Raw genomic sequence first — 19,162 nt, 5'->3', positions numbered from 1 at the left:
AAGCAGACAATCGCGCCATTTATACCGATGAGGGTTAGAAATGGCGGGAAGAATATGCGGATGAAAGTAAAAGAAACAATTTTTTAACCACAGAGGCACAGAGGACACAGAGATATACCATGTGGATAAATCTCTGTGTCCTCTGTGCCTCTGTGGTTAAAAAATTACTCGCTTCTCAGGCTTTTTACGGGGTTTAATAAAGCCGCTTTGATGGCCTGGTAACTAATTGTCAATAAGGTGATGGCCAGGGCCACAATAAGCACGATCAGGAAGACGCCAACGCCAATATTGATTTTGTAAGTGTAATCGTCCAGCCATCGACTCATGGCATACCAGGCAATGGGCGAAGCCACTAAACACGAAATAATAACGAGTAGCACGAAGTCTTTCGAAAGCAGCCCCCACACATTGGCTATGCTGGCACCCAGCACTTTACGAATACCAATTTCTTTGGTACGTTGCTCGGCCATGAAGGAGGCCAAACCAAATAAGCCCAGGCACGAAATGAAGATGGCCAGCAGGGAAACAATGGCCGACAAGTTGCCAATCAGCTCTTCGTAGCTGAATTTTTTGGCGTACTCCGTATCGGAAAACTTATAATCGAAGGGAAACCCTGGGTTGTACTTATCGAAAATGGGTGCAATTTTTTTAATCGCTACTGAAGCTGCTACGTTCGGGTTTATGCGTACACAAACAACACTTACCCAATCTTTTTCAAACACAATGGTCAAGGGCGAAATAGCCTGGTAGGGTGATTGCATCATGATATTAGGAATGACCCCCACCACCTTCCGGTCTTTACCATTCCATTTAAGTATTTCGCCAACTGGATTCTTCAGGCGCATGCGTTTAACGGCCGCTTCATTTAAAATTACGCCCGACGAATCGGTCGTAAAATCCCTCGAAAAATCCCGGCCTTCTTTCAGTTTAATCCCGATTGTTTTAATGTAATCGAAATTGGTGGCGATGGTGCTGAAAATGACGGACTTCTCATCAGGAGTTGAGCCTTTCCATTCCCAGCCATTGTTGTTACTCCAGATTTGGGTAGGTGGCGAGTTGGACTTACAAATAGACGTCACCACGCCGGAGGCCAGCAGTTCATTACGAAGGGCGTCAAAATGGTCAATTAGATCTTTGGACGAATTGACCGAAATAAGCCCACTATTATTAAAGCCAATTGGTCGGTTTTTACCATGCTGGATCTGCTGATAAATGATAATGGTGCCAATCATCAGCACAATGGAAAAGGTGAATTGAACCACGACCAGGATCTTACGGGGCAACGACGCGCTTTTCCCGACATGAACGCCCCCTTTGAGAATCTTCACCGGGTTGAACGACGACAGATACAGCGCGGGATAACTGCCCGCCAGTAATCCAGTGAACAGGGTGAACAGCAGAGTGATGCCCCAGAAAACGGGATTGCCGAACTGGACACTCATTAGCTTCTCGGTGAGTGTATTGAAGTAAGGCAGCGAAACCAACACGATGACCAGGGCCAGCACCAGGGCCATAGCGGCAATCAGAATGGACTCACTCAGAAACTGGCCGATGAGCTGCTCGCGAGCCGAGCCCACGGCTTTGCGAACCCCCACTTCTTTGGCTCGTTTTTCGGATCGGGCGGTGCTCAGGTTCATGAAGTTGATGCAGGCAATCACTAAAATAAACAAGCCGAAAATGCCGAACAATCGCACGTATTTGATGAACCCACCCGTGTTTTTCCCTTCCGTGAAGTCGGAGTAAAGCCGCCATTTTTCCATGGGGTGGATAAACACCTCGGGCTTGACAAGTTTTACCGTATTGACGTCATTGGACAAATGGGATAAGACCACATCTTTTATTTTGGCGTTGGTTTGTGCGGGATCGATACCCTCTTTGAGCTGTACATACGTTGCCCAGGAGTTATTGCCCCAATTCGGTTTGTGGAATTTCTTGATCCAATCATACATAGCCTCCTGCAAGTTCCAGGGGAGCAAATAATCAAATTGGAGGGTGGCATTTTTGGGTTGTTTGGCCACCACAGCCGTTACCTTCAAATCCACTGTATTATCCATTTTCAGGATCTTACCAATAGGGTCCTGGTTGCCGAAAATAGCTTTTGCCGTTTCATCTGTAAGCACAATGGAATAGGGTTCCTTTAAAGGGTTTTTATCCCCATTCAGGACGTTCAGCGAAAACATATCGATGGCGTCCTCACCAATGAAATGCCCATCTTTCAGGAATTTTTGATTCCCAAACACCAGCGACCGATTGCTTCCCCAATCGCACATCGCTACGGCCTTGAAGTCCGGGTATTTGGATCGTAGTTCGTCACCCATCGGGAAGGGTAACGCATCTTGTGTGCCCCGGTGCCCGTCGAAGGTTTGGTGCATTTTGACCTGGTAAAGGGTCGGGTAGTTTTTGTGGTGTTTGTTAGCCGAAACTTCGTCGTCGATCCAGATGCCAATCAGCATGGCCACTGCCATACCTACAGCTAGTCCACCAATATTGATGGCCGAATACGACTTATTTTTGACTAGATTCCGAAAGGCGATTTTCAAATAATTGCGGATCATAGCAGGATGGAAGAATAAGGGTTGAGAAACGTCATTGTATTTCGTATACCGGGGCTTGAAGGTAGGCGTGGGTTCCCGTCGCCAGAGCCGGGGGTGGAGTAGCAGGATCAGATCCACTATATACATTAGCCGTGCTTTGGCGTAGCCGTGGCGCTGACCTCGTTTATGGAACAGCTCATCCATATCGCCCTGAATCTCTTCGCGCAGGTGCGGGGCCGTGATTCGTTCCAGCAGGCGCTGTGCCCAGCGGGGCGCGTGGTTCGGTGTTTGTTGCTGACTCATACAACCCCTCCTCCAAAAGCAGCTTTAGGAATAGCGGCCCAGAGTTCGTTGCGGATTTTACGGGCTTCCAGCAAGACCTGCTCTCCAGATGCCGTTACAGTAAACAGGCGTTTCCGCCGACCTCCACGTTCGGCGGTAGCTTCCCCAAATCGGGAATTCACGAGCCCTTTTTCTTCGAGTCGTTGCATGGTTCGATGAACGGCTCCCAGACTCATAGAGCGTTCGAGTCGCTGGCTGAGTTCGTCAACAACAGCCGCGCTATAGGCGTCGTCGTAGAGCAGCGCGATGGTTAGTAGTACCAACTCTTCAAATTCTCCTAACTGAGTTCCCTTCATGGCTGGAGTAGATTATGTGCTTACCTATATGCTACTCGTTTGTATAGCAAATAGGTTGCCAACTCAGGGAAAGGCCGTTTAGGCCGTACGGGGATGGTTTTTTGTGAAGTAGAGTTGCTGGCGATTGTCCAGAAACGGACAAATCCTGTACGATTCAGGACATAGGCCAGGGGGATTCTCCTGTTGTAGGAGCTAACCCTGTAGAGAAGTATAAAAGCTTACTAAAAGCTCAATTTGATCTAGTATTGACGTTCCTTGTTCTCACTCGGCAAAGCCAAGCGAGAACAAGGAACAGGGTAATGTGATGTCGGTTTTAAGAAACCGACATCACGCTCCCTAACCCAACCGGAACGGCTCCCTCAATGAGTGAGCGGAGGGTTGTCTTCTCGTAAACGGATAGATTGGCGTCACGTACCCGTAGCATGATGGGTCGGATTGAGCAGGTCTCTTCATCCTCACAGTCGTCGCAACGAACGTAGAAGTTGAGGGATACGCAGGGAGTAGGAGCAATGGGACCATCGATTACCCGGATTACCTGAGCCAGATTAATACGTTCCGGTTCGAGTCGTAAGCTATAGCCGCCCCCTTTCCCTTTCTGACTTTGCAACAGGCCGTGATTGCGAAGTTCGAGAAGGATACTCTCCAGAAACTTTTTTGGAATGTTCTCCTGAGCCGAGATTGTGGCAATGAGCATAGGGCCATTCCCGAATTCTTCGGCTAGTACCTTCAGGGCTTTAATGGCGTATTTCGCTTTTTTGGAAATCATGGTATCAGGTAATTACGGATTGTATCGCTCAATTTCGGGGTAAAACTACAGCTTAGATTGAATAAATGCTATTCTGTAGGAATAGTAGTCTATAACCGTATATCTCGATAGACTATTAGGTAATATGCTGTTTATCAGATTTTTGTAAAAATACTTGGAAAAAGAAAAATACCTATTCACCTTTGCCCATCAATCTACAGGACTTATAAAAAGGTTCCAGTTATCAGGTTAAAAAGTTATGAACGTAATCGACCATTTTAGGGCGACTGTTACCTCCGATTTTTCTTTGAGCAGGCCCACACTACTTTATATGCGCTGTTGTGGCTGATAGACTTCGGCAAGCATTCGCTTAAGTAATCTGTAGTGCTCTGCCACACTGGTTTACCTGGCCAGAACGAATTCTAATCGTATATGCTCTATAACCTAGTACATCAACGTAACGGTTCTATTTATTATTCTACTTAGTATGTGGATTATATGTTTTATGAAAAATTCATTGACTACCGAAACCCATGAATGCTACTATCAATGCGCTTAACTGGCACCAGATAAGTTACCGGGTCGCTGGATTCGACCGGATGAATTTTGTGAGCGACATTACCAATGCCATCCCGCAGGACGATGCCTGTCAGATAGCGCGCCTGGATTTTGAAGCAGATGGAGTGCAGGCACGTGGATGGCTCATTATCCGGGTGCGCCAGCAGAAGTGGTTTACGACCATACAGGACCGCTTACGATCGGTGCAGGGAATGGTTAGTGTTCAGGCCGATCTGATTTAATACTCTGACAAATTTTCAACTAACCAGGCATGCCTATGATTTGCTAACAAACCTGCTTACCAACGGCAGTAGCCGTAAATGCATCGGCGCATAAAAAAACCGGAACGGCGCCAACCGTCCCGGCCAGTTACAACAAGACAGAATTCGCCGAAGCAATTTCCAGGGCCTTTGAGTGCTACCAACACCCGCTGGCCTGTCTCATTTCTCACGTAACCATTGCAAAGTAATGAAAAAAGCTCTATCGGGCCATCGCTCCGGCGCACCGGCTTGGCTCCTGTGGGGATTAAGCCTACTAATTTCTGTTGTCGTACAGGCACAGCCTATTGCTCCAACCATTAATGCCACCATCAATGGCCGAATAACCGACCAGCGTACCAAAGAGCCACTCATAGGCGCTACGGTGCTGATTAAAGGCACCACCAATGGCGGAACGGCCGATACGAAAGGTCGATTTGTCCTGAAAACCGGTCAGAAACTCCCCTTTACAGTCGTTGTGAGTTTCATCGGTTACCAATCCAAAGAAGTCGTTGTGGAGGGTAGCACGATCAATATTGATCTGGCTGCCGATGCTAAGCAACTGTCCGAAGTAGCTGTTGTAGGCTACGGTACCATCGAACGCAAGAACCTGATTGGCTCGCTGAATAAAATTGATCCCAGCGACACCAAAGTAATTCCGGTAGGTAGTGTCGATGCACAGTTGCAGGGTAAAGTGCCTGGTGTTCAGATATCCAGTGCAACGGGCGTGCCGGGCGAGCGGGTGAATATCCGGGTACGGGGTGCCACCTCTATCAACGCGAGCAACGATCCGCTCTACGTAGTCGATGGGGTATTTATCAACAACAACAGCCTGCAAACCATCGGTACGGGTGGCAAGGCAACGTCGCCCATTGCCGACATCAATCCATCCGACATCGAACGCATCGACGTACTGAAAGATGCCGAGGCAACGGCCTTGTACGGCTCACGCGGAGCGAATGGGGTGGTGCTAATTACCACCAAACGCGGCAATTTCGGGCAAAAACCGACCATCAATGTCAATGCTTCGGCTGGGGCTGCCAAAGCGGCTAAACTGTGGGACCTGACCACTGGCCCTGAGCACGCTACCCTGGTTAATGAATGGTGGATCAACACGGGTAAAGATGACCCGACCTTGAAACGCACCTTCGAAAATCGGCCTTTCCGCCCTGTTGCGGAAGGAGGGCGTGGCTTGCCCGAAGAGCAGCAAACCTATGATCGGTTGAGTGAACTGTTTCGCACGGCCCAGCTTCGTAATTATGATCTGTCGCTGACGGGCGGCACGCAAACAACCAAATACTACATTGGCGGTGGCTACAATTCACAGGAAGCTATTATTAAGCCGGTTACGTTTAACCGGGCCAGTTTCAAGGTCAACCTCGATCAGCAGGTAAATGACAACATTCAGGTAGGCGTAAGTAATACCTTTACCCGAACGTACCGGAATCAGGCGCGGGCGGGGGATGGGCCTGCCGGAGGCTTGCTACAGGCGGCTTTGCATACGCCTACGTACTTGTCGCCGGTTAATGAACAGGGTGTGCTGGTGGGCCGGGCTGGCTTCGATAACCTAACGCTGCTGCTCAATAACTACGCTGTAAATACAACCAGCCTGCGTTATATTGGTAATTTGTACGCCGATGCGCAACTGCTGCCAGGCCTGAAATTCCGGACTAGTTTCGGGATTGATTACAACAACTACAACGAATCAGAGTACTGGAATTCCCTGCTCATTTCGGGTAGCCCAAATGGCTTTGCTACGTCAAGTGTGAGTCAGTACACAACCTGGCTGAATGAGCAAACGCTGACCTATCGGAAACGGATCGGGTCGAGCCACTCCTTCGGGGTGTTGGTAGGCAATACGCTGCAAAGTGATAACCTGACCCGGACCTATGCCGAGGGTCGTGGCTTCCCGAATAACTCGTTCACCCAGATTTCGTCGGCGTCGACAACGGCCAGTTCGCAAAACTGGTCGAAGAGTACGCTGGCTTCGTTCTTTGGCAAGGTCGATTACAACTTTGCGGGTAAATACCTCATTGATGCCAGTGTCCGGGCCGATGGATCGTCGCGCTTTGGCTCTTCCCGGAAATGGGGCTATTTCCCATCAGTGGGTGCCGCCTGGCGGATCAAACAGGAGGATTTTCTGCGGAACAATACGATTATCAGCGACCTGAAACTACGGGCGAGCTGGGGCATTACGGGGAACCAGAACGGCATCGGCAACTTTGCGGCTCAGGGGCTGTGGATGGGCGGCACCGGCTATCAGGGGAATCCGGGCATTTCGCCCCAGCAACTGGGCAATCCGGATTTACAGTGGGAGCGCACCCGGCAGGTTAACCTGGGCGTGGACGTATCGCTGTTGAACGACCGGATCAGTTTCGAGGCCAACGTTTATAGCAAATACACCTCCAATGGACTTCTACAACTGGCACTGCCCGGTACAACTGGCTTCAATAATTACTGGAGTAATGCCGCCGAGATCAGTAACAAAGGCTTCGAATTTGGAATCAACACGGTGAATATTCAGCGGGGTGGATTAACCTGGAGCACCAGTTTTAATATCGCTCAGAACGTCAATCGCATTGAAAAACTGGCGACACCCCTGCGCTACGGTAGCCGCGACCTGATTCTGCAACAACAGGGCACACCGCTCTATTCATTCTGGGTATACAAGCAGCTTTATGTCGATCCGCAGACCGGGAATGTTGTGTATGAAGATGTCAATAAAGATGGGCAGATTACCGTGGCCGATCGGCAATTGGTCGGCAGCATCTGGCCTAAATTCTTCGGTGGCCTGACCAACACCCTGACCTATCGGGGCTTCGATGTGAATCTGTTTTTCGCCTACCAGTACGGCAATAAGATTTACAACCACAACAAATTCTTTGGTGAAGGCGGTGGCGCCCGTGATGCGGCTCGAATCATTTTTGCCTCGAACCTGGCCCGCTGGCAGAAGCCGGGCGATATTACCGATGTACCGCGTCCCGACGGGATCAATGTCAACAACTATCGCGATGGGGGGAGTCGCTGGCTGGAAGATGGCTCGTTTGTGCGCCTGAAGTCGATCACGATCGGTTACACGCTGCCCAAATCCGTAACGAGTAAAGTGGGTATTCAGGGACTTCGGGTATATGCAGTGGGCACCAACCTCTGGCTGCTAACCAAATACACCGGTCTTGACCCCGAGTCGAGCGCCAGCAGCGACCCTAATTCACAGGGTATCGACCTGGGTACACCCCCGCAACCCGTTGGTCTTCAAGGTGGAATAAGTTTGACATTGTAATCCAAGCCGAGTTTTAAGGTGGTGTCAGGTTCTAAACCTGACTCGTGAGGTTTCTCAAAACCTCCTTACAATTAGAAAATACACTCGGTTTTGAGAAACCTCGCTGTGTCGGGTTTGAGAACCCGACACCACGTCAAGTCGATCGGCCAGGGAATAGTCGGCACGAACGTAGACGTTCACGCCATCACCACCACAGGTCTAATAACCTCAAAAAATATGAATCGTATAAAAACCATTTTTTCGCTGCTCCTGATCCTGGGAGTCAGCGGGTGCCAGCAGTTTCTGGATGTGAAACCGCTGGAATCCATCTCCGATACGGAAACTATTACCGACCAGAACTCTGCCCTGACGGCCCTTCGAGGGGTGTACAGTGCGCTGGCCAGTAGCGACTACTACGGAACCAGTTTTCAATCTGTAGGCTACCTGTCGGGCGATAACGTGCAGTGGACGGGCTCACAGTCGCAGGTGCAGGAGTTTATCAATCACAAAGTGAACGCCGACAACTCGACGATTGCCAGCGTCTGGGTTGCGATTTATCGGACGATAAACCGAGCCAATAATGTGCTGGCGAAGGTACCGGCAGTTACTGATCCGGCTTTGACCACGGCCCTGAAAAATCAGTATCTGGGCGAAGCTTACGCCATTCGGGCATTGGCGTATTTCGATCTGGCCCGAACCTTCGGTGGGGTGCCGCTGATTACCAATCCAACCGTTAAGCCAACGGATAATGTGGGCATCAAACGCAGTAGTCAGGCCGATACCTATGCCCAGGTTTTGCGCGATCTCGAAGCGGCTGAACCACTTCTGCCCACTACCGTTGATCGCTATCGGGTAACCCAACGGACTGTGTTTGCCCTGAAAGCCCGCTATTATCTCTACCAAAAGGACTACGCCAAAGCGGAGGATTATGCGACCCGGCTGATCAGCGATGCCACGAATTACAAGCTTCTGAAGCCTTATAGCGCGTTTTTTGCCAGTGATGCACGGGGTACGCCAGAATCGGTATTTGAGATTTTCTACAATGGTACCACCGAAGTCAATGGACACCGGAACCAGTGGCAGTCGCAGACGAACGGCGGTACCCGCCAATGGGCACCGAACGATGCGCTGGTTGCCTTATTGAACAATCCGGCTGTTGGAGGTACACGCAGTACGCTCATAGCGAAAGACAACCAGAATCGCTGGTACGGAAACCTCTATTACCGCAATCCGGCTTCCGATCCATCCTACATCTTCCGCATTGCTGAAGCCTATCTGATTCGGGCCGAAGCCCGTGCGCAACTGGCCAGGCTGTCCGATGCACTTGTCGATCTGAACGCCGTACGTGACCGGGCCGGACTCACTGCCAGCACTGTCACGACAAAAGAGGATATTTTACTGGCCATCGAAAATGAACGGCGGGTCGAGTTTGCGCTGGAACCCCACCGCTGGTTCGACCTCGTCCGGACTGACCGGGCAAAAGACGTACTGAACGTGACCGACCCTAAACGGTACCTACTGCCGATTCCGGTGCAGCAACTGCTGTCGGACCCTGTACTTGAGCAAAATCCTGGCTATTAACTCATGGTCATTCATGGTCATTAGGTTGTCATTGATAGTCATTATGACAACCTAATGACAACCTAAAAACCACGACTAACGATCCCCTAAAATCATGGCTGTTTTAGATGTACCCCGGTCCCGTAGCGACGCAAAAGCGGTGAGCCAGGTTGCCGATTGGCAACCTTATGAAAAGACTTTATTTCGGTTTGTTTTCCTGTATTTTGCTGTTCAGCTTCTGCCGCTCGATGGGCAATTCGTTCGGAATCTGGTAGCTACGGAAGGCGGATATTCACGGTATGTGTTCAATCTGTCGCGTTATGCACCGCATTTTTTCGGTCCTCAGGATAGTTTCCTGAACTGGTTGGTGGTGGCACTTGTCGCCCTTGTTGGCACGATTGTATGGTCCCTTCGGGCAAACCCATCTACGAACTATGATAGCCTGTATTACTGGCTACGCGTGGCACTTCGGTACCGACTGGCTATTGGCCTGATTGCCTATGGGTTTATTAAACTCTTTCCGTTGCAGGCCCCACTGCCTTCAATCAGCAATTTGAATACAGCCTACGGCGATCACTCAGCCTGGAAGTTGTTTTCACTCACACTGGGTATTGTTCCGTCGTATCAGTCGTTTCTGGGTGGGGTTGAACTGTTGGGCGGGCTATTGCTTCTGCATCGTAAAACAGCAACTATTGGCACGCTGATCATCCTGCCGTTTCTGGGGAATGTGTTTTTCTCGAATCTGGCATACGAGGGCGGAGAGTACGTGTATAGTGGCTTACTCATCACGTTTGCACTGGTGTTGTTTGCCTTTGATGCCATCCGACTCTTCAGACTGTTGTCGCTCGAATTACCTACGACACCAAATCGGTTCCAGCCCATTTTTTCGGAACAGTGGCAGCGGTACGGTCGGTGGACGTTTAAAGTCGCATTTGTGTTTTTTGCTGTGGTTCTGTATGGATATAGCACCTATGCCGCCTACCGAAAAGGCTCGGTTCGCTTCCCTCAAACACCAGGATTGCCGGGCGTGGCCGGACTCTATAACGTCAGTGAATTCAGAATAGGGGGCAAAACCCTTCCATATTCCAAAACCGACCCCACACGCTGGCAGGACGTGGTTTTTGAGGCCTGGAATACCATCAGTATAAAATCCAATCAACCGGTCAGGCTGGTGACGACGAATGTTGAACAACTGGCGGGCGCGGATAGCGAGCGTGATTACGAACTAGCTGGCTCACAGGGGCGGCACTACTACCGTTATACCATCGACTCGACCAACCGACTTCTGACGCTTAAAAACGCGAATCCGAACGAGGCTGCCGAAACCCTGAAACTGGCATATACACAGGTGGGTAACGGGCAGATTATTCTGTCGGGTGTTGCCGCGCCGGGCGTAGCTGGTACGCAGGATTCCGTGTATGCTGTACTGGATAAAGTCAACAAAAAGTACCTTATCGACGAAGCTGCCAAAGCGGGTCGCCGGGGTGCCCTCAAACTCTAACTTCCTCTACCCAATGGCAATCCCAAACATTTCTCCCGAACGGGCAGACTTAGGCCTGATATCGCCCGAAGAACTGCTGGACACGCAACCATCTGGCAAACAATCGGCTGTGACGGCTCCGGTGCCTGCTACTGAACAACGCTATACCTGGACGGAAGGCCAGAAGATTTTGTTCCGAATCGCGTTTGTGTTTTTTGTCAGTATGTCGCTACCCAACAACGTGGACTGGTATAAGGAAGTTATTGCCTTAGACTGGCTGCATCTGCACTACCGCGATTTATATGATGTGGCCCGTTTCGGGTCTGGACTGACGCTTTTTGGTAACAAAATGTTCGGCAGTACGCTGAACGGCTACGCAACCTGGATCATCACCCTGCTGTTCGCTACGGTCGTTGGGCTGATCTGGACAGGTATTGCCCGCTTCCGCCGGAAAGAAGCGCGTGAGTACAACTGGCTGTACTACTGGCTACGGGTAATTGTACGCTACCGGGCGGGTATTGGCATTATCGGGTTTGGGTTTACGAAGCTGATGCCCACGCAGTTGCCTTATCCGTCGCTGGGTGTACTGAATACGAATTTTGGTGATCTGACAGCTCAGAAAATCTATTGGCTCTCCATCGGAATTGCTCCCTGGTATGAGGCCTTTACCGGGGTGGTTGAGGTTTTGGCCGGGGCTTTGCTGTTTTTTAGAGCCACAACGTTCTGGGGATCAGTACTGTTGTTTGGTGCTCTGGCCGACATCGTTTATGTCAATCTGGCTTACGACGGCGGGGTACATGGCTACAGCTCCTATTTCGTATTACTATCGGGCTTTTTGCTGATTTATTACGTTAAGGACATCTATAATCTCCTGATTCGGGAGCGGCCGACTATCCCCAATTATTTTTATCCTGCACTAACGGGCTGGCAGCAATACGTGCGTATCGGCCTGAAAACGGCCACTATCGGCATCTTCCTGGTGCTGCTCTACTGGCTGCAATACGTCAACTTCGTGTACGATCCGTACAAGCAACCTGCACAGAAGGGTATTAAGGAATTGCGGGGGAATTATACTGTCACGGAGTTCAGACTCAATGGAAAACCACTTCCTTATTCTCCATTGGATTCGGTACGCTGGCAGGAAGCAACCTTCGAAAAATGGACCACCTTAACCTTCAAGACGGCCAAACCCGTTGAACTGGATCTCTCGAATGGGGGTGGTGCGCCAATGCGTGATATTAACCGGACGTTCGAACTAACGGGTGTAGCAGGTGGCCAACGGGTGTTCTATTATGAAGCCGATCCCAAAAATCATGTGCTGTATTTGCAGGATAAAAACCGGGGGGCTCGAAACCAGGAGAACCGGGAGTTTCTGGCCAATAACAGTGATCTGGGCGGTAATCGGAACAACCAATCGGGGGGGCGACGCCGAGAGAGAGGGGAGAGCACTACGTCTGAGAAACCGAGTGTGCCAGACAATTGGATACCGAAAGACGCACTGGCCAACATAGGTCCCGAAGATCCGAAAATTGCAGCCATCGCCCGCTCGACCCGACGTACCAAAGGGATTGAAGCGGAGTCGAAGCCGGTCAAACGTAACCGAATGATTCTCCACTACCAGACTACCGATGGAAAGCGGGTGATTCTGACTGGTATCAACGAAAACAAAGACTCGATTTACGTCGTGCTGGACCGGGCAAACCGAAAATACGCCCTTTCGGAAAGTACGTTGAAGGCGGGTACGTACGAATAAGCTATCTGGTTTGCTATCCATAACAGTTGTTACGGGTTTCCCGTTGATGACAGGGAACGTGTAGTAACTCAGCTTTCGGTATCTTTGGTACCAGGGAGACTCAATAAATCAATAAAGCTTAGTCCGGTTGTCGATCAATTCAGCGAGATACGCCATATCTTGGAGATATGGCGTATCTCGCTGAATTGATCGACAACCGGAAACTGGCAATAGCATACCAATGGTAAATTCAGGAGGTGGGCAAGCGTATGATGCCGTCGTTGTGGGTTCCGGGCCGAATGGCCTGAGTGCGGCTATCGTGCTGGCGCGGGCGGGCCTGTCGGTGGTAGTGCTGGAAGCCAAATCGACCATTGGCGGAGGCACACGTTCCGCGGAACTGACCTTACCCGGTTTCATACACGATATTGGGTCGGCCATTCACCCGTTGGCGGCTGGCTCTCCGCTGTTTCAGAGTTTGCCTCTTACCGAACACGGTCTGGAGTTTATCTACCCACCCATTTCTGCCGCGCACCCTTTTGATGGAGGGAAAGCAGCCACGCTTGTTGGCTCAGTGGAAGAAACAGCCCGGACGCTTGGGGTTGATGGACCAGCCTACCATAAACTGTTCGATTCTGTTGTGAAGCACTGGCCTACCATGGCGGCCGATGTGCTGGGACCGTTACGCTTTCCTAAACACCCGCTCGATCTGGCGCAGTTCGGTCTGGATGCTCTACTTCCATCCACTGTGGTGGCTAACCGATTTAAAACGACCGAAGCCAGAGGGCTGTGGGCAGGCATGGCCGCTCATGCCATTCAGCCACTCACAAACCTGACCACCTCGGCCATTGCGCTGGTGCTGATGACGGCCGGGCATCTGCGCGGCTGGCCGATGCCCAAAGGCGGTTCACAGTCCATTGCCAATGCGTTGGCTTCCTATTTTAAAAGCCTGGGTGGCGAAATTGAGGTTGACCGACCTGTTCGCTCCCTGAATGAGTTGCCCAAATCACGCGTCGTACTGTTCGACCTGACCCCGAAGCAATTACTAACGATTGTTGGCGACCGGTTTTCGAGCGGGCTGGCGAATCAGATGTATCGGAAACAACTGGAGCACTACCGCTACGGACCGGGCATTTTCAAGATTGACTGGGCACTGGATGGCCCAATTCCCTTCACAAATCCTGACTGCCAGCGAGCCGGAACCATTCACCTCGGTGGCACGCTCGAAGAGATCGTTGAAGCGGAACAACGAACCTACGACGGTCAGCACCCCGACCGCCCCTACATCTTACTGGCCCAACAAAGCTTATTTGATCCTACCCGCGCTCCAGCGGGAAAGCACACGGCCTGGGCCTATTGCCACGTGCCAAACGGCTCAACACTAGATCGTACCGACGCGATTGAGAAACAGGTTGAGCGGTTTGCCCCCGGCTTCCGCGACCGGATTCTGGCCCGTCACACCATGAACACGGCGCAGGTAGAAGCCTGGAATCCCAATTATGTTGGTGGCGACATCAATGGCGGTATCATCGACATTGGCCAGTTGTACACCCGGCCAACCATTGGGCTAACACCTTACCAGACATCGGTGCCCGGCGTTTTTATTTGTTCCTCGGCCACCCCACCCGGCGGGGGTGTTCATGGCATGTGCGGCTACCACGCAGCCCGAGTGGCTTTACGGGAAGGATTCGGCAAATCTGTACCGGTTGAGCTGTCCGATGGGTAGGTGGAATATGAACTGAAGCGTTTATTCGGCCTCCGCGTAGAGGTTGATATATCGGGACTTCGCCTGCTCCCGGGCCCGCTTGATACGCATCTTCACCGCGCTGAGCGTTGCTTTTTGTTGCCGGGCTATGGTCTTGATTTCTACCCCTTCCTGATATTTCATTCGAAGCAGATCGCGCTGATAATCGCTCAATTCCTGCATGGTTTGCTCTAGAATACGGAACGGTTTTTCGTCAGAATCGTCGAAATTCTGGTTTGATAGATAGTTTTCATTGAGGTACTGCTGGTATTTCAATTGATATTGTTGCCGTTTGCGCACCTGATCAATACAGTAATTCGTGGTTACGACCTGTAGCCAGGCTGTAAAACCGGACTCGCCCTTGAAACCCGTCAGCTTACTCGTAAGCCGGATAAAAATCTCCTGGGTAAAATCATTGGCTTCATCTGGATCGTCGCAGAAAAACAGGCAACGTTGATAGACTCGATAGCGGTGCCGTGTGTAGAGCTGAGCAAAGCAGAGGTCATTTTTTGTCGTTACATACAGGGAGATTAGCACTTGGTCGGATAGGCGATTCATGGAGAAGTTTCAGGTAAGTTGTTACGGTTCTACAAATATAAATCGGCTGGATGGTCTACCTCTGGCCGCTTAACTCGATCCGATTGATAACTAGCGAACAGTTTAGAAAATGCCATGAAACAAGTAGTTTGACTACTGAATTCTTATATGGTTGAGGATGGATTCTTAGAGCTGTTTTTAGTAGCTATAGCTGTGATTGCACCTATCAATTACACCCCCTAACTGCGAACAACTAGTTAAATTATCCGGCAACGCTGCTTTCTTCATCAAACAAATAGTACCGATGCTGAGAATTTCACTGAGTTTGATTTATGTTGCGCTGGCCCTGATTGGCTTTATTGGAAAATTGGGCAGTTCAGAACCCCAAACGAGCCACCGACCTGCGTTGCTGGCCGATGGACCTGCCGATATTCGACTGACTAATTTTGCAGGTCCGGATCTGACACCGAGTCCAGCTTGCCTGGCCGTTGCCCCAACCGGCGAAGTGTTCGTGGGAGTGGACATGATCGGGTCGCTGGGTAAAACACCCGGCAAGGGATACATCATTAAACTCATTGATCAGGATAATGACGGCAAAGTAGACCAGCACACCAAATTTGCCATGGTCGATAATCCACGCGGTATTATCGCGCTCCGGGACCAGGTTTTTGTACTGCATACGACCTTTTCGAAAGAAACCGGAAAAGCCAGCAATATGGATCTGGTGGTGTTTGCTGATGCCAATAAGGACGGAGTTGCTGATGGACCGTCCAGGCCACTCATTCAACATCTAAGCAATCCTAACTTTCTACAGAGCCGGGGTACTGATCATGCAACCAATGGTATCCGAATGGGAATCGACGGCTGGATCTACATTGCCGTGGGTGATTTTGGTTTCCATGATGCCGTAGATCGAAGCGGAAAAAAACTAACGATGCTGGGCGGTGGTATTGTTCGGGTACGGCCCGATGGCACCGAAATGGAAATTTACTCCCATGGCATGCGCAATATCTACGATGTGGCCATTGATCCCTACATGAACATTTTTACGCGGGATAACACCAATGACGGAGGGGGCTGGAACATTCGATTCAGCCATCAGATTCAATCGGGCGAGTATGGCTATCCCGTTCTGTTCAAGCAGTTTACGGATGAAATTATTCCGGCTCTGGTCGATGTGGGCGGGGGCTCCGGTACGGGTTCGTTGTTCATGGACGATGCCACCTGGCCGGAGAAGTACAACCACGTACCTATGATGGCCGACTGGGGACGGAGTCAGTTGTATATTCACCGTGTTACACCCGATGGCCCTAGTTATACCCAGAAAGAAGAAGAGTTTATCAAGCTCCCCCAGATCACCGATGTGGATGTAGATGCATCGGGCAGGATGTATCTGGCGGCCTGGGATGGGGCCGGGTATTCAGGCAATCCAGCTAAAGGATATGTAATGCGGGCTGTACCGGCAGAGTGGACCTATAAAGCGTTTAAGTCGCTTGAAAAGGCATCTATAAAGCAACTGATTGGGGTTCTTAAATCCGGAAGTGCTGCGGCCCGCCTGTATGCCCAGCAGGAATTGCTCACCCGCCCCGCCGATAAGGTAGCCAAAGCCGCCTGGAAAATCACCGCCGACAAGGGTTTGCCGCTATACGTACGTATAGCGGGTATGTACACCTACGCTCAAGCGGCAGGCGAAGCGGGAACGGCTAATCTGGTCAACCTGACCGCAGAGCCTGAGTTTAGGGAGTACGCCTTACGGGCGCTCAGCGACCGAAAAACGCGCCTAACTTCAGTACCCATCGAACCATTTATGCAGGCACTGAAAGACCCGTCTGATCGGGTTCGGCTGGCGGCTATGATTGGTCTGGGACGACTTGGTAAAGTAGAAGCGGCTCCGGCTTTGTTGCAGGTTGCAGTTCCATCTTCGTTTGTGGCACCGGCTAAAGGTACCGAAGGTCCTCACGCAACGCCCAATTCGGCCCTTGTTCCGGCGCATATTGCTGTGCGAACCTTAGTGAGTCTGCACGCCGTAGATGCCTGCCTGGGCGCTATAGGAACGGGTAACTCTACGCTTGCACTTTGGGCACTGCGCTACATGCACGACCCGAAAGCCGTAGATGGCTTGCTCTCAGCCTACCAGCGTACCCAGGACGAAGCCCTGAAAAAGCAGATTCTGACTACCCTGGCACGACTTTACAAAAAAGAAGCCGACTATGATGGGTCCTGGTGGTGGGGTACCCGCCCTGATACGCATGGCCCGTATTACAAAGGAATCGTATGGGAGTCATCGCCCGCTATTGAAAAACTACTGAAGACAGAATGGGCGAAGGCCGATGCGACCGGAAAACAGTTCTTCATCGACCTGAACAGCCGCCACCGGATGGATATCCCTGAATTTGGCGCTGAAGAAGTTGTTGCCGTTAAGGAAGAAGCCAAAGTGGACCTGGAGAAAATCAGAAATCAGAAGGGTCAGATCGGAAAATCGTCTATCGAAGACATCATGCTGGCCATGGCGAAGCTACCCGGTGATGCTGTAAAAGGGAAAGCCCTCTTTACCCAGCAAGGCTGTATTGCCTGCCACAGCATCACAAAAGGCGAAACCATGAAAGGGCCGTTTATGGGACAGATTGGTTCGATCATGAACCGGGAGCAGATTGCCGAGTCAATTCTCAAACCCAATGCGTCCATCTCGCAGGGGTTTGCTACCGTACTCATCACAGCCAAAGGCAATAAGAGCTATACGGGGTTCATTACCGAAGAATCGGCTAACAGGGTCGTTCTGCGAACGATTACGGGCGAAGTGTTCACGATTAAAGCCAGCGACATTCTTTCCCGCAAGGAAATGGAAACATCCATGATGCCCGATGGTCTGGCCAACGCCTTGTCCTACGAAGAGTTTGCGTCACTTATTACGTTTCTGTCGCAACAGAAGAAGTAGCTGTGATAGTGGTCTAGTGAGTTAGAGTGTGGTGTCAGCTACTTATAGCTGACATAGGGAGGTTTCTCAAAACCGACACCATTTCATAATAAAAAACAGGTAGAAATACGCCATTCCTGCATGCAGGGCGTATTTCTACCTGTTTTTGTTTGTGAGAAACGAGTTTTATCCCGACTTGTTTTAACCCGTTGTCGGTCTTGTTTCGCTTGTTGTTTAGTCAAAGCAGCTCACTGCCAGTTGAGCGTTGAGAGCCGTTGGTCTTACTGTCACCTTTGCATCGGAAAGCAAATCCCTAACAACAAATTACTAATGAACACTTTGTATAAAAGACTGATTGCAGTCGTTGGTTTAGCCGTATCGGTAAGCGCCTGTCAGGAGAATAGTTTGGTGGCTCCTGAAAAGCCGGTCGCTACATCGGCCGAGGCCGTCAATGATCTCATTGTGGTGGGTGTCCCCAAGAAGTACACACTGATCAAACACGGACAGGTTACCTTGACGTATATGGGGGATGGTCGGTTGCAAAAAGCAGCTTACGGCCCAGGGCCAATTTCCTATCCCTACAGTTCGGTGATTTACGCCTACGGGGCTCAGTCCATCAAAACAACCGCCTATTCGGGGAACACGGTGGTGCTGGAAGAAAATTACCTCCTGGATGCCAACGGGCGATGCCTTGAATCAAAGGAGAAAACATTCGTCTTTTACAGCTTCGGCACCGTTGAACTTGAGCAAGGCTGGGTTTATCAATACAATGCTCTGGGTCAGTTGAAAACACGAACGAGCAAAAACAATGGCGTGAAAACAACCTACACCTTCAATGCCGACGGTGATATGAGTAAGGCAAGCTCAACCGGAATCGATGGGAATCCCTTAAAAGACATCACCTTCGCCTATGATCAGCCCGTTGGCGACCCGATTCTGACGGATCGGAATCAACTCAACTCCGAGTGGACTTCTCTGCCCGATTCCTACCTGAAAATTTTCGGTAAACCCAGCAAACACCTGGTGAAACTCATTACGCAGAAAAACTACTATGGCAATCAGGCCCCATTGACCTACTACTATTCCTATACGATCAACCCGGATGGCTATATAACTGAAGAGAAACAGTTTAACCTGTTCAATGCTGCACCGATGTCTACGAAATCGTACAACTATCTGGTTACAAATATTGGCTTTCTTCAATAGC

12 protein-coding genes are annotated in these 19,162 nt (G+C 50.6%); 8 read left to right on the top strand and 4 right to left on the bottom strand.

Annotated elements, in window-relative coordinates; genetic code table 11:
* Positions 1-164: 164 nt before the first annotated feature.
* The 3 genes from EXU85_RS27255 to EXU85_RS27245 form a co-directional block, all read right to left on the bottom strand.
* On the bottom strand, positions 165-2,837 hold the full coding sequence (locus EXU85_RS27255; RefSeq protein ID WP_246859265.1) for an ABC transporter permease: 2,673 nt from the start codon (positions 2,835-2,837) through the stop codon (positions 165-167).
* The gene (locus EXU85_RS27250) at positions 2,834-3,172 is read right to left on the bottom strand and encodes a PadR family transcriptional regulator (RefSeq protein WP_142775110.1); all 339 of its coding nucleotides are present in this window, start codon (positions 3,170-3,172) and stop codon (positions 2,834-2,836) included. Before EXU85_RS27250 ends, EXU85_RS27255 begins: the two co-directional genes overlap by 4 nt.
* Positions 3,173-3,485: 313 nt before the next feature.
* On the bottom strand, positions 3,486-3,938 hold the full coding sequence (locus tag EXU85_RS27245; RefSeq protein ID WP_142775109.1) for an Rrf2 family transcriptional regulator: 453 nt from the start codon (positions 3,936-3,938) through the stop codon (positions 3,486-3,488).
* Positions 3,939-4,450: 512 nt separating this feature from the next.
* Between EXU85_RS27245 and EXU85_RS27240 the strand changes: the two genes are divergently transcribed.
* The 6 genes from EXU85_RS27240 (at position 4,451) to EXU85_RS27215 (ending at position 14,486) form a co-directional block, all read left to right on the top strand.
* Positions 4,451-4,717 carry a hypothetical protein gene (locus tag EXU85_RS27240; protein ID WP_142775108.1) on the top strand — a complete coding sequence of 89 codons (267 nt, stop codon included), beginning with the start codon at positions 4,451-4,453 and terminating at the stop codon, positions 4,715-4,717.
* Between the two features lie 226 nt (positions 4,718-4,943).
* On the top strand, positions 4,944-8,012 hold the full coding sequence (locus EXU85_RS27235) for a TonB-dependent receptor (RefSeq protein ID WP_142775107.1): 3,069 nt from the start codon (positions 4,944-4,946) through the stop codon (positions 8,010-8,012).
* A 216-nt stretch (positions 8,013-8,228) separates the two neighbouring features.
* The gene (locus EXU85_RS27230; protein ID WP_142775106.1) at positions 8,229-9,572 is read left to right on the top strand and encodes a RagB/SusD family nutrient uptake outer membrane protein; all 1,344 of its coding nucleotides are present in this window, start codon (positions 8,229-8,231) and stop codon (positions 9,570-9,572) included.
* A gap of 94 nt (positions 9,573-9,666) precedes the next feature.
* Positions 9,667-11,052: a DoxX family protein gene (locus tag EXU85_RS27225; protein WP_246859264.1), complete on the top strand. Its 1,386-nt coding sequence runs from the start codon at positions 9,667-9,669 to the stop codon at positions 11,050-11,052.
* A gap of 13 nt (positions 11,053-11,065) precedes the next feature.
* Entirely contained in the window at positions 11,066-12,784 is a 1,719-nt protein-coding gene (locus EXU85_RS27220) for a hypothetical protein (RefSeq protein ID WP_142775105.1), read from the top strand.
* A 220-nt stretch (positions 12,785-13,004) separates the two neighbouring features.
* Positions 13,005-14,486, top strand: coding sequence for an NAD(P)/FAD-dependent oxidoreductase (locus EXU85_RS27215; RefSeq protein WP_142775104.1), 1,482 nt, complete (start codon positions 13,005-13,007; stop codon positions 14,484-14,486).
* 21 nt (positions 14,487-14,507) lie between these two features.
* Here EXU85_RS27215 and EXU85_RS27210 read toward each other — a convergent pair whose 3' ends face one another.
* Entirely contained in the window at positions 14,508-15,062 is a 555-nt protein-coding gene (locus EXU85_RS27210; RefSeq protein ID WP_142775103.1) for an RNA polymerase sigma factor, read from the bottom strand.
* A gap of 283 nt (positions 15,063-15,345) precedes the next feature.
* Here EXU85_RS27210 and EXU85_RS27205 point away from each other — a divergent pair, with 283 nt between their 5' ends.
* Both EXU85_RS27205 and EXU85_RS27200 read left to right on the top strand, forming a co-directional pair.
* Entirely contained in the window at positions 15,346-17,976 is a 2,631-nt protein-coding gene (locus EXU85_RS27205) for a HEAT repeat domain-containing protein (protein ID WP_142775102.1), read from the top strand.
* A 309-nt stretch (positions 17,977-18,285) separates the two neighbouring features.
* On the top strand, positions 18,286-19,161 hold the full coding sequence (locus tag EXU85_RS27200) for a hypothetical protein (protein WP_142775101.1): 876 nt from the start codon (positions 18,286-18,288) through the stop codon (positions 19,159-19,161).
* Position 19,162: the final 1 nt, after the last annotated feature.

The organism is Spirosoma sp. KCTC 42546 (assembly GCF_006965485.1).
Classification (GTDB): Bacteria; Bacteroidota; Bacteroidia; order Cytophagales; family Spirosomataceae; genus Spirosoma.
The sequence above is the reverse complement of the archived record's forward strand: the minus strand, read 5'-3'. Positions and strand labels throughout refer to the sequence as shown.

Bases quoted from the DNA above. Each gene is read 5' to 3' on its own strand.
- EXU85_RS27235 (WP_142775107.1), top strand. From the start codon at position 4,944: ATGAAAAAAGCTCTATCGGGCCATCGCTCCGGCGCACCGGCTTGGCTC.
- EXU85_RS27250 (WP_142775110.1), bottom strand. From the start codon at position 3,172: ATGAAGGGAACTCAGTTAGGAGAATTTGAAGAGTTGGTACTACTAACC.
- EXU85_RS27205 (WP_142775102.1), top strand. From the start codon at position 15,346: ATGCTGAGAATTTCACTGAGTTTGATTTATGTTGCGCTGGCCCTGATT.
- EXU85_RS27225 (WP_246859264.1), top strand. From the start codon at position 9,667: ATGGCTGTTTTAGATGTACCCCGGTCCCGTAGCGACGCAAAAGCGGTG.
- EXU85_RS27220 (WP_142775105.1), top strand. From the start codon at position 11,066: ATGGCAATCCCAAACATTTCTCCCGAACGGGCAGACTTAGGCCTGATA.
- EXU85_RS27245 (WP_142775109.1), bottom strand. From the start codon at position 3,938: ATGATTTCCAAAAAAGCGAAATACGCCATTAAAGCCCTGAAGGTACTA.
- EXU85_RS27210 (WP_142775103.1), bottom strand. From the start codon at position 15,062: ATGAATCGCCTATCCGACCAAGTGCTAATCTCCCTGTATGTAACGACA.
- EXU85_RS27240 (WP_142775108.1), top strand. From the start codon at position 4,451: ATGAATGCTACTATCAATGCGCTTAACTGGCACCAGATAAGTTACCGG.
- EXU85_RS27215 (WP_142775104.1), top strand. From the start codon at position 13,005: ATGGTAAATTCAGGAGGTGGGCAAGCGTATGATGCCGTCGTTGTGGGT.
- EXU85_RS27255 (WP_246859265.1), bottom strand. From the start codon at position 2,837: ATGAGTCAGCAACAAACACCGAACCACGCGCCCCGCTGGGCACAGCGC.
- EXU85_RS27230 (WP_142775106.1), top strand. From the start codon at position 8,229: ATGAATCGTATAAAAACCATTTTTTCGCTGCTCCTGATCCTGGGAGTC.
- EXU85_RS27200 (WP_142775101.1), top strand. From the start codon at position 18,286: ATGAACACTTTGTATAAAAGACTGATTGCAGTCGTTGGTTTAGCCGTA.